The sequence below is a fragment of the Lysinibacillus sp. SGAir0095 genome, assembly GCF_005491425.1.
Lineage (GTDB): Bacteria > Bacillota > Bacilli > Bacillales_A > Planococcaceae > Ureibacillus.
In genome coordinates this window covers 715087-729675 of record NZ_CP028083.1, presented here as the reverse complement: position 1 = coordinate 729675, position 14589 = coordinate 715087, and the positions used below count along the sequence as shown (strand labels likewise).

Annotated in this window: 15 protein-coding genes; 4 read left to right on the top strand and 11 right to left on the bottom strand. The window is 37.8% G+C overall.

What is annotated here, in order from left to right; all coding sequences use genetic code 11:
* Position 1: 1 nt before the first annotated feature.
* Together C1N55_RS03725 and C1N55_RS03720 are read right to left on the bottom strand one after the other, a co-directional pair.
* On the bottom strand, positions 2-499 hold the full coding sequence (locus C1N55_RS03725; RefSeq protein ID WP_255502454.1) for an RNA polymerase sigma factor SigV: 498 nt from the start codon (positions 497-499) through the stop codon (positions 2-4).
* Positions 500-645: 146 nt separating this feature from the next.
* Positions 646-2643, bottom strand: coding sequence for a penicillin-binding protein PBP4(5) (locus tag C1N55_RS03720; RefSeq protein ID WP_137727563.1), 1998 nt, complete (start codon positions 2641-2643; stop codon positions 646-648).
* Positions 2644-2882: 239 nt separating this feature from the next.
* Here C1N55_RS03720 and C1N55_RS03715 point away from each other — a divergent pair, with 239 nt between their 5' ends.
* Positions 2883-3104, top strand: a complete 222-nt coding sequence (locus tag C1N55_RS03715; protein ID WP_137727562.1) for a hypothetical protein — start codon at positions 2883-2885, stop codon at positions 3102-3104.
* Between the two features lie 50 nt (positions 3105-3154).
* Here the strand turns inward: C1N55_RS03715 and C1N55_RS03710 are convergent, their stop codons facing one another.
* From C1N55_RS03710 to C1N55_RS20855, 6 genes are all read right to left on the bottom strand, one after another.
* The gene (locus C1N55_RS03710; protein WP_137727561.1) at positions 3155-4351 is read right to left on the bottom strand and encodes an aminotransferase-like domain-containing protein; all 1197 of its coding nucleotides are present in this window, start codon (positions 4349-4351) and stop codon (positions 3155-3157) included.
* 335 nt (positions 4352-4686) lie between these two features.
* Positions 4687-5340 carry a YdhK family protein gene (locus C1N55_RS03705; protein WP_137727560.1) on the bottom strand — a complete coding sequence of 218 codons (654 nt, stop codon included), beginning with the start codon at positions 5338-5340 and terminating at the stop codon, positions 4687-4689.
* A 167-nt stretch (positions 5341-5507) separates the two neighbouring features.
* Entirely contained in the window at positions 5508-7934 is a 2427-nt protein-coding gene (locus C1N55_RS03700; protein ID WP_137727559.1) for a heavy metal translocating P-type ATPase, read from the bottom strand.
* Between the two features lie 220 nt (positions 7935-8154).
* Complete coding sequence (copZ, locus tag C1N55_RS03695) at positions 8155-8361, bottom strand: copper chaperone CopZ (RefSeq protein WP_137727558.1); 207 nt, start codon at positions 8359-8361, stop codon at positions 8155-8157.
* Positions 8362-8419: 58 nt separating this feature from the next.
* Positions 8420-8746 carry a metal-sensing transcriptional repressor gene (locus C1N55_RS03690; protein ID WP_137727557.1) on the bottom strand — a complete coding sequence of 109 codons (327 nt, stop codon included), beginning with the start codon at positions 8744-8746 and terminating at the stop codon, positions 8420-8422.
* Complete coding sequence (locus C1N55_RS20855) at positions 8733-8867, bottom strand: hypothetical protein (RefSeq protein WP_255502453.1); 135 nt, start codon at positions 8865-8867, stop codon at positions 8733-8735. Before C1N55_RS20855 ends, C1N55_RS03690 begins: the two co-directional genes overlap by 14 nt.
* Before the next feature lie 87 nt (positions 8868-8954).
* On the opposite strand from C1N55_RS20855, the gene C1N55_RS03685 reads away from it, so the two are divergent.
* Together C1N55_RS03685 and C1N55_RS03680 are read left to right on the top strand one after the other, a co-directional pair.
* Positions 8955-9425 (top strand): staygreen family protein, encoded by a 471-nt coding sequence (locus C1N55_RS03685; protein WP_137727556.1) that lies wholly within the window; start codon positions 8955-8957, stop codon positions 9423-9425.
* Positions 9426-9547: 122 nt separating this feature from the next.
* Positions 9548-10360 carry a ZIP family metal transporter gene (locus C1N55_RS03680; protein WP_255502535.1) on the top strand — a complete coding sequence of 271 codons (813 nt, stop codon included), beginning with the start codon at positions 9548-9550 and terminating at the stop codon, positions 10358-10360.
* A gap of 98 nt (positions 10361-10458) precedes the next feature.
* On the opposite strand, the gene C1N55_RS03675 is transcribed toward C1N55_RS03680, so the two are convergent.
* The 3 genes from C1N55_RS03675 to C1N55_RS03665 form a co-directional block, all read right to left on the bottom strand.
* Positions 10459-10731, bottom strand: coding sequence for a DUF1292 domain-containing protein (locus C1N55_RS03675; RefSeq protein ID WP_137727554.1), 273 nt, complete (start codon positions 10729-10731; stop codon positions 10459-10461).
* A 100-nt stretch (positions 10732-10831) separates the two neighbouring features.
* Positions 10832-12286, bottom strand: coding sequence for a protein adenylyltransferase SelO (locus tag C1N55_RS03670; protein WP_137727553.1), 1455 nt, complete (start codon positions 12284-12286; stop codon positions 10832-10834).
* An 18-nt stretch (positions 12287-12304) separates the two neighbouring features.
* A complete protein-coding gene (locus C1N55_RS03665) occupies positions 12305-12880 on the bottom strand; it encodes a hypothetical protein (protein WP_137727552.1) in 576 nt (191 codons plus the stop codon).
* 261 nt (positions 12881-13141) lie between these two features.
* Here C1N55_RS03665 and C1N55_RS03660 point away from each other — a divergent pair, with 261 nt between their 5' ends.
* The gene (locus C1N55_RS03660; RefSeq protein ID WP_137727551.1) at positions 13142-14548 is read left to right on the top strand and encodes an MATE family efflux transporter; all 1407 of its coding nucleotides are present in this window, start codon (positions 13142-13144) and stop codon (positions 14546-14548) included.
* Positions 14549-14589 lie beyond the last annotated feature (41 nt).

Below are 14589 nucleotides of genomic sequence, written 5' to 3'. Positions count from 1 at the left end.
CTCAAATATTTAGGTCTTCCATTTGAATACGCAATAATTTCAACCCTTTGTATATCCTTGTTTTGATGGTGCTAATATTCAAGTCAAGGATTTCTGCCACTTCCTCAATTTTTAAATCCTCGAAATATCTTAGAACGATGACACTACGATAATCCGGGGATAATTCATTTAACGCTCGGTGCAGATCAGTATTTTCATAATGATCGCTAACCCCTTGCGAATGATGTTGAAGGGTTGTATCATCTACAACTGTTAACTTTTTTCTCCTGCGTAAAAGATCTAGTGAAGTGTTCACAATAATTTTGTAAAACCAACTCTTTATGGCTTTGTCATCTTTAAGGGTATTTGAAAGCATTGCTTTATGTATGGCATCTTGAACGATATCAAGTGCATCTTCTTGGTTTTGCACATAGCTATATGCAAGCCGATAAAAATTTTCTTTGTTTTCCATCACATACTCGGCAATCTTTTGTTCCCACCTATGCTCCCTTTTTAACACCAAACAACTCTCCTTAATTCTTCTGCTAATAACACGTTTCCACCATATAGACGCACCAGATAGGTAAAAAAGTTTGAGGGTTTAAAAAAAAAAAATAAAATGGCAGTTCAAAAGTCCACTAAAAAGACTTTGAACTGCCAATCTTATTACTGCGTCAAAATTTCTAGATATTGAATAACCGGTTTAATTAATTGCGTCGCCGTATTCCCGACTTTTCTATGGTCTTCAACAATGGAAACAGCTATGTAGCTCGCGTCATTTGCATCAAAAACAGTTATTAAACTGTTTTCAACACCACGTTCTCCTTGAGCTTTCTTTAACTCAGCCGTACCAGTCTTAGCAGCAATGCTGCCATGGCCATTTAGTTCATGTGCAGTCCCTTCAGGAGCAGTGACTACTTCAACTAACATTGGTTTTATTGTTTCCATCGTTTCTTTTTTAAAGACTTCTTTTGTTTTCGTCTCTGAATCGACAATAAGTTTTGGATACGTTAGTACACCATCATTCGCAAGAACTGTAAAATTAGTCACCATGTGAATGGGTGACATTAACAACTGTCCTTGACCATAGGCAGTATCTGCTAACAAGATTTCAGAACCAAATGACTCTTCATTAGAGATTTGAGCAGGTTCCATACTTAATGGCAATTCATAGGGTTCTCCAAAAGTAAGCTTATTCAAACCTTCACGAAAAGTCTCTTCCCCTATTTCTAAAGCTTCTTGGGCAAAATAAATATTATCGGACTTCACTAATGCAGTCCTTAAATTCACACTAGCCGTTTCTGAAACACGTGAAATTCTGTAATTCCCCCATGAATTATCCTTTTGCCATTGTAAGCCCGTTATTTTATGCGTTTCATCTACAGTTGTTTCACCTGATTCAAGGCCAATGGAGGCGGTAATTGGTTTGAAGGTAGATCCTGGTGCATATCGAGTCGTAATTCGGCTGATAAACGGCTTATTTTCATTATTATTATATTCATCATACTGACTTTGGGAAATTCCTACGACGAATTGATTTGGATTGTAGGATGGTTTACTAACGAGTGCAAGTAAGTCCCCTGATTTCGGTTCCATGACAACTGTTGATCCCACAGCATTCTCCAGTGCATCATATGCTGTCTGCTGTAAATTTGAATCAATCGTCACTTCAATTGTTTGTCCATCCTGCTTCTCAATCTTTTGAATGGTTGCTCTTTTGTCGCCATTTACTGTTTCTATATAGATTTCCCCACCATTTTGCCCGCGTAATTCCTTCTCAAATGCCAGCTCCAACCCTGTACGGCCAATCACGTCTCCAGCTTGTAAGGTTGGATCCTTTTCAATATCTTCCGCATTTACTTCACCAACATAGCCAGTTATGTGGGCTGCTGCCTCTCTTAAAGGATACGCACGCGTCCCCACTTGTTGATACTGCACACCTTCAATCATGGGTGTATCTGCTCCATAGGGCAATGTTTTTAATGGCACAAAATGTTCGTCTTGTACCCAGCTTTGTCCCAGTTGTCCTTCGATAAATTCAACCGTTATACCAAGCTGTTCTGCTATATTAGCAATTTTATCTGTTCTTTCTTCCTCTGTACCCAACTGTTTGGGTACAACACCGGCTTGATAAGTAATCGTGTTCAAAGCTAAAGAAGACCCATTTCGATCTACAATTTCCCCACGCTCAGCTTCATCCACTGTATAGCGAATTTTATCGTCAGAGAGCATGCCCGGGAATATCAATTCCGCAGTCCAATCCACTCTATAGTCTTCTCCGCTTTCAACTAGTTTTGTTTTATAATGTATTTCCGATATTGTTCCTAAAACCGTATCAAATGTAGCAATATATTCTAAAATATCTTCCGCATTGATTTTATATTCAATCTTCAAATTGGAAACACCAATTCCACCAAATATAGCCTTGTACTTTTCCATGATGGATTCCTCTGTGTAGCCTGCTTTCGTTAGAGAATCTGCTGTCACAAGCTGAGGAATTTTCTCATAGGATTGCTCCTTAATGGCCGTAATCCATTCTTTTGCAGCCAGCTCTTTTTTTTCTTGTGTTTTTGCTTCATTCCATTGTTGAAAGCCAAAGACAGAACCCGCTGCTATCAATAAAAGTACAATGATCCCGACAATTAAACCCCTTTTTTTCTTCATATAGCTCCCCTTATAAAATTATGATATTTTTGTATCTTGCAACAATTCTAAGCTTATCATACTCCCGAAAATTAGCTGATAAAAAAACCCTTTTATTTCAAATAGAACAATCGAATTTCTTTTGGAGCAACTCGATTTCCACAAATAACATCTCTAATTTTGAGTGTTTTTGAATTATTTTAAAGGCAGTCACCTATAATCATCAAATTCATAAACTAGCTTGTAAGGGAGTGAAGACAATGCAATGGCAATATAAGATCAGGTATTTAATGGGGCAGCCAATTGGTATATCTTTAGCAAATGGTCAAGGGACATCCGGCATATTATGTGGTGTATCAGATGGAAAGTTGCTTGTTATGGAATATATGTATCAAACACAATATGCAATGAAACAATATGATTTCGATTTGATTCAAGATATATCAGCTTTCCCTCCTTGTAATCAACAACGCTTTTATTAATAATCAAAAAAAGCAGACAAAGTCATGATTTGACTTTAGTCTGCTCTTCTTCACACTATTTGCTTCTCTACAGCTAGTGAATATAAAATTTTCCCCAATCGTTTGATTCCCTCTTCAATCATCTCTGGTGAAGAGTTTGTATAGTTTAAGCGTAAAGTATTTACATTTGTTTTATCCGTATAGAATGGATCACCTGGTACGAAGGCTACTTTTTCCTTCATCGCTTTTTCGAAGAAATCAAGTGCTGAAGTCCCTTCCTCCAGCGTAACCCAAATGAACATACCACCATCTGGTTTCGTATACGTCACTGATGAAGGGAAGTATTTTGCCATAGCATTCAGCATGGCATTAGCTTGAGTTTCATAAAGGTTAATAATTTTTCTTACATGCGATTCTAAATCATTATTAACTAAATAATCATAGATAATCATTTGGGAAAAGATATTGGTATGCAAGTCTGTTGCTTGTTTTACTGTATTAATATGATGCATTAGCTCTTTGTTTTTCGTTACTAGGTACCCAAGTCGCATACCAGGTGTAACAATTTTAGAGAAAGATCCAAGTAGTACAGAATTATCTAGTCTTCCTGCACCAATGTATGGCAATTTTTCACCATTCCACCGTAATTCACCGTATGGATCATCTTCTATCAACACCACATCGTATTTCTTTACCACTTCAAAGATTGCTTCACGTTTTTCTCTTGAATAAGTAATCCCTGTAGGGTTATGGAAGTTTGGTACTGTATAGATGAATTTAATATCGTCATTCGCTGCTAGTGTTTGTTCAAGCTGTTCTGCGTCTAAACCATCTTCTTCTAATGTCACTGAGTAAAATTGGGGTTCAGCTAAGGAAAATGCTTGAATTGCCCCTAAATACCCAGGCTCCTCCATTACAATGCCTTCCCCCTTATTAAGAAGCACTTGAGAAATAAGCTGTAATGCTTGCTGAGAACCAGTTGTAATTAAGATATCCTGTGGTTCAAAATCTAGTCCGAAATCTTTTTTATATTTGTCTGCTATATATTGTCTTAAAGGTAAATAACCTTCTGTAGTTGAGTATTGGAATAATTTTGCTCCATTTTCTTCAATGGCATGATTAATCGAATTTTGCATCTCTTCTATTGGAAAAGAGATTGGGTTTGGTAATCCTCCAGCAAACGAAATGACGTCAGGTGCATCTGTCACTTTCAGGATATTTCGAATAAATGATGATGGAGTATTTAAAATTTTGTCAGAGTACTTCATAATAATTCCCTCTTTTTTACGATAGTCGCTGAACCGTTTAAATCAAATCACCATGGGGTTTTAGATTTAAAATGAATCAGTGTTACATGATTTTATCAGACTATTTAAAAAATTACAAAATAAATTTTAACGGATTTCGAAAAATTGAGAAAATCCAATCATTAAAAATATTAAAATATGCTCGAACTCCTACGGTTACGCACTTTAATGATTAAAATATGCTTATTTCTGACTTCCTCGAGAATAATTAATGTTCACATGAAGATGTCATCGAAAGTGTAAGCTTTAGAAAACAAAATAAGTCCAGCTCATTTTAAGAACTGGACTTATAGTTTTTATTGGGTATCTGAACCTTCATCTGAGTCTGTATCATATTCGGACTCATCTTCTGTTTGTAATTCACTTTCTTTAAGCCATAAGTGATCCGTTACTTTTTCGCCTAGAGAATTTGTATAATCTACAATGTAAACCGTTGTTTCTTCAACCGTGTCAATAGCACCTGCTGCACCTAGCATTCCATCGATATGGTTAACATTAATAATGACATCTGCATCTTGAACTAATTCATCTGCAACCGGTGAAATCTCTCCCTCTACAAACCATTTATGATTTTCTTCAAATGGATCTCCATTTGTAGGTGTGTATGAAACCGAATAAACTGTTGTATCATAAGCAGCCTTTATAGTAGCCATGGCACCTTCCATACCATCAGTATGACTTGCATTTACAACAGCTGTACTTCCAACTGGGAACTTTGGATTTTCAGCTTCCTTTAAGCCTTCTATTATGTCACTAACTGAGAGTGCTGTCTGTTCGGTAGTTGCCTCTGTTTCCTCTTCACTTACTTGCTTATCTGTTCCCTCAAGGTTATTTGTGATATCTGCTCCTGCTTCAGTCGGTACTTCACCATCAGAATCTCCCCAACCACAAGCTGATAAAAGCAATACAGAAAGAAGTGTCATCGCGACTAATAGTAATTTACTATCCATTTCCTAATCCTCCTAGATTCTCAAGTATCTCCACTAGTTAAAGGATTGAACTTTCAACTGAATTCTATTCATAAAATGGTAAGACTTTAAAGATATACTAAACAACAGACATTTTTTCGGAAGGTTGATCCCAATAAAAAAGAGATGCTCAATTTAATTTGAACATCTCACTTTTTTGTAGATTTATTTTTTATTTGTACTCTTTGTAATCGTAATGCATTTAATACGACCGATACAGAGCTGAAAGCCATGGCCGCTCCAGCTAACCATGGTGCAAGGAGACCGGCTGCTGCTATTGGAATACCTAATATGTTATAGCCAAATGCCCAAAATAGATTTTGTTTAATATTTGTCATCGTTTTATGACTCATAATAATGGCGTCGGCTATACTATTTAAGTCTCCCCGAATTAGGGTAATATCCGCTGCCTCCATAGCCACATCGGTACCTGTTCCAATGGCCATACCGATATCAGCCACTGCTAAAGCGGGAGCATCATTTATTCCATCACCAACCATGGCTACTTTTCTTCCTAGAGCTTGCAGTTTCTTAATCTCTTCCGCCTTCCCTTCAGGCAGAACCTCTGCAATAACTTGTTTAATTCCTACTTGTTGTGCTATGGCATGGGCCGTTCGCTCATTGTCCCCGGTCATCATAATCACTTCAATCCCCATGTCTAGAAGACGTTCAATGGCTTGTTGCGATGTATCTTTTATGGTGTCTGCCACAGCTACCAATCCTGCATACTTACCATCAATACTTGCAATCATAGCCGTTTTGCCTTCTGCTTCAAGCTCTTCCATTGTTCTTAAAACGTGAGAAATTTCAATATTATATTTATCCATTAACTTCTTAGTACCCACTAAGATAGCTCGTTGATTTACCGTCGCTTTCACACCATACCCTGGTACCGCTTCAAAATCGCGTACTTCACGAAGTTTGATGCCTTCGTGTTCAATCCCAGCAATAATCGATTCTGCAAGCGGATGCTCAGATTGTTTTTCAGCAGAACCAATAAATGAAAGGAGCACTCGAATATTCATCCCATCAGCCACGAAGACATCGGTTAATACTGGTTTTCCATTTGTAACTGTTCCTGTTTTATCAACCACAACGGTATCAATATGATGTGTTTGTTCTAGATGTTCTCCACCTTTAAATAGAATACCTAGTTCTGCGGCACGACCCGAGCCTGCCATAATGGAAGTCGGGGTTGCTAGTCCAAGTGCACAAGGACAAGCAATAACAAGGACAGATATTAAACTTTCTAAAGCTGGGCCGAATTCTCCTGGCATAATAAAAACTAACCAAATGATATACGTAATAATGGCAATGGCAATGACAATTGGAACAAAAATACCTGAAATTTTATCTGCTAAACGTTGAATCGGAGCTTTTGAACCTTGAGCATCCTCTACAACTTTAATAATTTGCGAAAGAGCTGTATCGCGTCCTACTTTTGTCGCTTGTATCTTAATGAAACCATTTTTATTGATTGTTGCTCCAAATACTGTAGCTCCAGCCTCTTTATCGATCGGCAAGCTTTCACCTGTAAGCATCGACTCATCAACTGCCGTATTCCCCACTGCAATCACACCGTCTACGGGAATTTTTTCGCCGGGCTTTACTAAGATGGTATCACCCACTACCACTTCTTCTATTGGAATCATTTTTTCCAATCCATTTCGAACAACTAGTGCGGTTTTGGCCTGTAGTCCCATTAATTTCTTAATAGCTTCAGATGAACGACCTTTTGCCTGTGCTTCGAAGAGTTTTCCTAATAATATAAGTGTGATTAATACCGCACTCGTTTCAAAATAGAGCTCGGGGGGATGATGCTCACCATTTGAAAGGATTGCTTGATAGACACTGTAGAAATACGCAGCTGATGTACCCATCACGACAAGGACATCCATATTAGCACTTTGGTCGCGTAACGCTTTGAATGCACTCACATAAAACTGCCAACCAATAAAGAATTGCACGGGTGTTGCCAGTGCCATTTGGACCCATGGATTCATCAATATATCCGGTACAAAAATAAACGAAGTGAAGGAAAAGTGTCCTACCATCGTCCATAAAAGAGGTATTGAAAGAATGGCAGAAACGACTAATTTTCTTTGTTGTTTTCGAATCGCTTCTTCACGAAAATCGACCCCATCCTTCTCTTTAATATGGGCCCCGTAACCCAACTTTTCAACCCGACTAATGATATCAGACATCGAAACTTGATTTGGATTAAACTCCACTACGGCATTCTCTAAAGCTAAATTGACATTTGCTAGCGTTACGCCATCCAACTTATTTAAACCTTTTTCAATTCTCGTAGCACAAGCCGCACAGGTCATTCCAGTTATCGCAAATTCTTTTTTATCTTTCACAACGCCATAGCCTAATGCTTCAATTTTCTTTTCAAAATCTTGTTCATTTACTTGATTGGGGTCAAATCTAATGATGGATTTTTCTAGAGCTAAATTGACATTTGCTTCTTTTACTCCTTCGAGTTTGTGCAAACCCTTCTCAATTCGGTTCGCACAGGCTGCACAGGTCATTCCAGTAATTTGTAAGCTGGTTTCTTTAAGTTCATTCGTCACTATGTTTCACCTACCTCTAGACCAATACCAATTAGGGGTATAATTTTAAGCAAGAAAGAGAGCGCTAACTATGACGCACTCTATTAATTAAAGTCAGCTGGCGTTTTTGAACCATAATTTTATTGAGTTCTTTCAAACTTTTTAAAGATCCTTGGCAATTGCCGAGGGCTTACTTCATTTAATCTTAAACGTTTAAATTTAATAGAATGGTAAAAGATATTTATTCAACATCGTATCCTTGATCATCAATAGCCTCTTTAATTTGCGTAAGGGATACTTTTTGATCATTATATGCTACGTTTACTTTCCCTGCTTCTAGATTAACATTTACTTGTTCAACACCTTCTAGTGCTCCTACGCCCCCTTCTACTGCTTTAACACAATGTCCACAAGACATCCCTTTAACATTTAAGGTAACATTCTTCATTTTCCATTGCTCCTTTCATATACGACATAGGGGTATAATGCTTATAAAAAAATATCTATTATTTCCTCATTAGCTTTTGAATGGTAACCAAGAGTTCATCAATAACTTCTTCGTCGCCCTCTGTTATTCGCTCCACTATGCAACCCTTTAAATGCCCTTGCAATAGCACCTTTGCGACACTGTTTAACGCTGATTGAGTTGCCGAAAGCTGTGTAATAATATCATCACAGTAAACATCGCGATCAACCATTCCTTTGATACCACGGATTTGACCTTCAATTCGATTAAGGCGATTGGTTAAGTCTTTTTTTATATGGTCTGGATGGTGACTTTTTCGGCATACTTGCATTTCCGTTAATTCTTCACTCACTTTATCCAGTTTCATCAACTCCGTTCTCAATTTGGTTTAATAGTACCTGATTAAGAATGTCAATTTCAGTTTGATAATCCATCTCATTTAATATATGCATATTTCCTTTTAACATTACCCTTTTTAAGTTATGCATTCAGATTGACTAACCTTCTATGTAATTGGACCATATATTAGCAAGTAAATTTAATTATTTTTTTAGTATCTTTAGGAGGCGAAATAGATGGCGGATTTTAGTCCACAGAAGTTAAAAGTGAGATTTATATTACCAGCAAGTCCGACTGAACCTTTAAAGGGAAGAAAATATACCCTTACCCATTCAGATGATAGTGGAGAGCTTTTTTTGGATATAGGAACTGATTATAATAATGAAGCGATTAACATGAAATTACGTGATGAGGTCATTGCAGAATGGCAGAATGAGTGGCAATATCGATTAGTGGGAAGGGTCTATATAGACGGTGGGGAGTATACCACAGAAGAAGCACAGAAACGCTACAATCTATTTGTCAAACATCTGTCTAGTGCCTTACAAGGAATTGTTTTTGGGGACCGTTTATTTTTCTCAAACTACCCTTTACTCCTTGATGCACCTATATACATCTTGTTTGAATCTACTTATCCACAATTTAGAAAACTAACTTCTTATGGGACGCCAAAACAATATTTAAACCAGCTACAATATGAAATTTGACGATTCACTAGTTTTATAGTCTATATTCTGTTGAACCCCATTGATTTTCCAGTATATTCCCCTTAAAATTTTCTCTAAGGAAACATTTAGTATGAAAGAATGCAAAGGGGTTAGGGCCATTGATGGACTTTATTTTAGAGCTTGATCCACTCCTTCAAGTAACTATTGCCACATTATTTACTTGGGGAATGACGGCATTAGGTGCTGCTTTAGTTTTTACAACCAAAACATTTAATCAAAAATTTTTGGATAGCATGCTAGGCTTCGCTGGTGGCGTTATGATTGCCGCAAGCTTTTGGTCTCTATTATCCCCTGCTCTAGAGATGGCTGAAAGTGGAAGTCTACCTGCCTGGCTTCCAGTTGCTATTGGTTTTTTACTAGGTGGAGAATTTATTTATGCAATAGATAAGCTGCTCCCCCACCTTCACCCCAACGCACCACTAAATAGTGCTGAAGGGCTTCATGCGAAAAAACGAAAACGGAGTACTTTGCTTGTTTTAGCGATCACATTGCATAATATCCCGGAAGGTTTAGCAATCGGTGTTTCTTTTGGTGCCGTCGCTCTCGGTTCTCCCTCTGCTTCACTTGCAGGTGCCATGGCTTTAGCTATAGGAATTGGTATTCAAAATATTCCCGAGGGTGCTGCCGTGTCGATGCCTTTGTTAAGGGATGGACTTTCGAGAAAAAAAAGTTTTCTCTTTGGTCAATTTTCCGGAATGGTAGAGCCCATTTCTGCTATCATCGGGTTTCTGGCTGTTGCCTTTATCGAACCACTGTTGCCCTTTGCCTTAGCATTCGCAGCAGGTGCCATGATCTTTGTAGTTGCTGAAGAGGTTATTCCAAGCTCACAAGAAGAAGGAAATAAAGACCTCGCCGTAATGTGCTTAATGATCGGCTTCACAATTATGATGATTTTAGATGTGGCACTGGGTTGATAAAATGCTATCTTATTAAACGAGAAGAATATTTAGTACAAAAAATGCTTGGGGATTATTAGACCCCAAGCATTTTTAAGTTATAATAACTGATTGCTTCAGACTTCCTCATCATCCATGATTTCATCAAAGGCAGCTGATACTTTGTCAAATTCTTCGTCGCTTTCGATAGCACTGAATTCGCCATCTTCATCTACTTTTAAAAAGAAAACATCGATATCTTCTTCTGTTTCTTCTTGAATGTCCTCTACAAAGCCAACTGCTACGTATTCTGTTCCCTCAAGATTAATGGAAGCAAGGACTTCTACTTCTAATTCCTCATCATTTTCATCCGTAATTGTAAAGATTTCTCCAACCTCGTGTTTTTCCATGTGCCTCTCTCCTTTACATTCTTGCTTGAACATCTATTTTTTTCAATGCAGGGTTGAATCATTCATGTAGATTCAATAACTTCCCTTTTCCATTATACCTTTAAGTTCCACAAAATGTACGATATGGATGATTCCTTTTCTCCGGTAATGTGCAAAATTCTTCAGATTCAGTTGAATAGTCATATGGATCCCCAAGAGCTGCTAATAGACGTTCCAACACGCTCATATCCCCATCATTCACTGCTGCATCCAATGCCTCTTCTACTCTGTGGTTACGTGGAATAACAAAAGGGTTACTATTTTTCATTAGCTCAGTCGATTCTTCGATGGACTGTTTTTGTCTTCCACGTCTTTGCTCCCACTTCTGAAGCCATTCATTGAATCCGTCTTTGCCATAAAGCGGTGATTTTTCATGATTGCCAATTGTTAAAGCTCGAAATGTATTTGTATAGTCCGCTCGATTTTTTTGCATTAGATTGAGCAATTGATCTGCTAGTTCTTTATCTTCGGCGTCTTCATCATATAGACCTAATTTCGCCCTCATACCATCCAGCCAATTCTTTTCATATTGGTCCATATATTGCGAAATTTGACCTTGGGCTATTTCTATCGCTTTTTCCTCATCGTCGTCCAATAACGGAACAAGCGTTTCGGCAAAACGAGCTAAATTCCATAGGCCCATTTTGGGTTGATTGCCATATGCATAACGACCTTGTGTATCAATAGAGCTAAACACTGTTTCAGGATTATAGGTATCCATGAAAGCACATGGACCGAAATCAATGGATTCCCCACTTATAGCCATATTATCCGTATTCATAACCCCGTGAATAAAGCCTACAAGCTGCCACTTAGCAATTAATTCGGCTTGTTTTTTAATAACTTCTTGCAGTAAATATAAATATTGATTCTCACTATTTGGAATATCTGTGTAGTGACGGATGATTGTATAACTTGCCAACGACTGAAGGTCCTCATAACTACCCCAATTAGCAACGAATTGGAATGTGCCTACTCGGATATGACTCGATGCTATACGAGTTAAAATTGCACCAGGCAGATCGGTTTCTCGAATGATTTTTTCGCCAGTTGAAACAACAGCCAGACTTCGAGTAGTTGGAATTCCTAGTCCATGCATGGCTTCACTAATAATATATTCTCTAAGCATTGGTCCAAGGGCCGCTCGTCCATCTCCACCACGAGAAAAAGGCGTTCTTCCTGCGCCCTTTAATTGGATGTCAAAGCGTTCTTTCTCCGGCGTCATTTGCTCGCCATAAAGTACTGCTCGTCCATCTCCAAGCATGGTAAAATAACCAAATTGATGTCCTGCATAGGCTTGTGCCATTGGAAATGAACCTTCTGGCGCTTTATTACCCGCTAAAATCTGCACCCCTTCTTCACTTTGCAGCTCCTCACTACTTAAACCCAACTCTTTTGCAAGCGATTCATTAAATATGACGATTTTTGGGTTGCTTACCGGATGCAAGCCGACACTTGCATAGAATGTGTCCGAAAGCCTGGCATAACTATTATCAAAATTCCATCCAAATCCCATAGTATCCTCTTCTCTCTTTTATTGACTATTTCTAGCCTCAGTCGTTGCACTATACTTATCACCTTGATTTATATTCCTGTTTGAAAAACCTGTTATTACAAAGCAAGTAATACAAGCAACAGCCGTAACAATACTTGCAAGAGCTAAACCAAGAGCTCTCATGAAAGTATCCTCTCCTGGATAATATGGCTCAATTCCCACATACATATATACAAATAGTATCGTTAATCCGAAATAAAAACTGCTGCCGATACTTGCAAGTATAATTCGTCCCTTTTTTGAACCAATCCAAGCTATATTAAATTCCATCCAAAACCATATGCTCAGGACAATGCCTATAATCATCACAATGAAGTGAACATATGGAATGAAGACAAGTGTCAATCCATATAAAATCAAAAGGCAACCCATAAACAAAATTGCATTTACTAAAAATAACATAAATCCGGCCAAATAACTTTTTTGAAACCCTTGCAACTTTTGCAGTCTTTTTACGAGTACATTATTTCCACTAATGCTTTCAGCTATTGCTGATCTAAAAAATAAAATGAACAATACTCCGATCATACCACCTGTAAGCAAGAAGATAATCAAATTAAAACCTCCTTATAATAAAATTATAACGCAGACCCGCATTGGAAGTTTCATCCAAACTGTATTCCTCTTTTAATCGATTTACTTAAAAAAAACGCATTTTCCTCATATAAAACGGTTACATGGATAGAATAATAATTTTATATTTTTCCTATCACTTTTGTGATAAGATATTGCTCGATGTTAGAAAAATACATTCGACCAAAGTTAATCGAGCTGAAGTTTTTCTATACAGATATCCTAAAAGAAAGAGGAAAATGAATGAGTAAAACATTTAAAAAGCCTGCTGAAAAACTCAGTTTATTCCACTTAACTTGGCCAATTTTTTTAGAAGTTTTCTTATTTATGTTAATGGGGCTAGCCGATACTTTTATGTTAAGCGCCGTCTCAGATGATGCGGTTTCAGGTGTAGGTACAGCCAATCAATATATACACATAGCGATTCTAATATTAGAAGTAGTCGGAAATGGTGCAGCTATTGTTGTCTCCCAGTATCTTGGCTCACGTCGATATTTTGAAGCAGCTAAAATTTCAGCACTAGCGGTTACTTTAAATCTATGCGTCGGACTTGTCATGTCGGTCGTTTTTATTTTGTCATCAAAACACTTAATGACGATGATGAATTTACAAGGTGCAGTGCTTGAGCATGCACAAAGCTACTTAATCATTGTAGGAGGAGGAATCTTCCTTCAGGCTATCATTAATTCACTGGCAGCAATCATTCGCGTGCACGGCTGGACGAAGCAAACAATGTATATTTCTCTAGGAATGAACGTATTCCACGTAGCTGCGAACTATGTTTTAATTTTCGGTAATTTTGGTGCGCCTGAGCTTGGTGTACAAGGTGCGGCAATTTCTTCAGTGGTAAGCCGTTTACTTGCCATGTTCGTGTTCTTATGGCTGCTCTATCAAGCTTTAGAGATAAAAATAAAATTCGAGTACTACATCACCTTTTCAAAGGATTATGTAAAAAAAATCTTATCCATCGGCATTCCTAGCGCCCTAGAACAAATTTTGTACCAGTTATGTCAGATTATCTTCTTATATTATGTGACATATCTTGGTGCAGAAGCATTAGCAGCAAGACAATATGCAAATAACATCTCCATGTTTACATATTTGTTTGCTATTGCCATCGGAATGGGGACATCAATTATTACCGGTCGTTTGGTCGGTTCAGGAGAAAAAGATGCTGCTTACAAACAACTTTGGTTTAGTGTGAAAGCCGCACTTCTTTTTACCTCTGTTATCGCAGCACTTGTAACAATATTCCGTGTACATTTAATGAGTCTATTTACAGAAAATCCAGAGGTTATTAAATTTGGTGTTTCAGTGCTATTACTAAGTCTACTATTAGAAACTGGACGTACGATTAATATTACAATCATTAACTCGTTACGCGCTTCCGGGGATGCAAGATTCCCAGTAAAGATCGGGTTCTTATCAATGGTTTGCATGAGTGTGCCATTAGGCTATTTATTAGTTTTTGTTTTCGATTTAGGCTTAGTCGGAGTTTGGCTTGCCATTGCAGCAGATGAATGGACTCGAGCAATTATCGTGCTATTTAGATGGAAAAGTAGAAAATGGGAGCATCATGCTCTTGTTTCTCCATCTTCACCTGATGACGAAATTGAAATTGAACTTAAAGAAACGCCTGCACTTCCCTAAAAGCAAAATAAAAAATGGATCTCCTACTAAGGCGAGATCCA

Excerpts from the sequence above, each read along its gene's own strand:
- C1N55_RS03720 (WP_137727563.1), bottom strand. The coding sequence starts at position 2,643 with ATGAAGAAAAAAAGGGGTTTAATTGTCGGGATCATTGTACTTTTATTG.
- C1N55_RS03715 (WP_137727562.1), top strand. The coding sequence starts at position 2,883 with ATGCAATGGCAATATAAGATCAGGTATTTAATGGGGCAGCCAATTGGT.
- C1N55_RS03710 (WP_137727561.1), bottom strand. The coding sequence starts at position 4,351 with ATGAAGTACTCTGACAAAATTTTAAATACTCCATCATCATTTATTCGA.
- C1N55_RS03705 (WP_137727560.1), bottom strand. The coding sequence starts at position 5,340 with ATGGATAGTAAATTACTATTAGTCGCGATGACACTTCTTTCTGTATTG.
- copZ (WP_137727558.1), bottom strand. The coding sequence starts at position 8,361 with ATGAAGAATGTTACCTTAAATGTTAAAGGGATGTCTTGTGGACATTGT.
- C1N55_RS03690 (WP_137727557.1), bottom strand. The coding sequence starts at position 8,746 with ATGAAACTGGATAAAGTGAGTGAAGAATTAACGGAAATGCAAGTATGC.
- C1N55_RS20855 (WP_255502453.1), bottom strand. The coding sequence starts at position 8,867 with ATGCATAACTTAAAAAGGGTAATGTTAAAAGGAAATATGCATATATTA.
- C1N55_RS03685 (WP_137727556.1), top strand. The coding sequence starts at position 8,955 with ATGGCGGATTTTAGTCCACAGAAGTTAAAAGTGAGATTTATATTACCA.
- C1N55_RS03680 (WP_255502535.1), top strand. The coding sequence starts at position 9,548 with ATGGACTTTATTTTAGAGCTTGATCCACTCCTTCAAGTAACTATTGCC.
- C1N55_RS03675 (WP_137727554.1), bottom strand. The coding sequence starts at position 10,731 with ATGGAAAAACACGAGGTTGGAGAAATCTTTACAATTACGGATGAAAAT.
- C1N55_RS03670 (WP_137727553.1), bottom strand. The coding sequence starts at position 12,286 with ATGGGATTTGGATGGAATTTTGATAATAGTTATGCCAGGCTTTCGGAC.
- C1N55_RS03660 (WP_137727551.1), top strand. The coding sequence starts at position 13,142 with ATGAGTAAAACATTTAAAAAGCCTGCTGAAAAACTCAGTTTATTCCAC.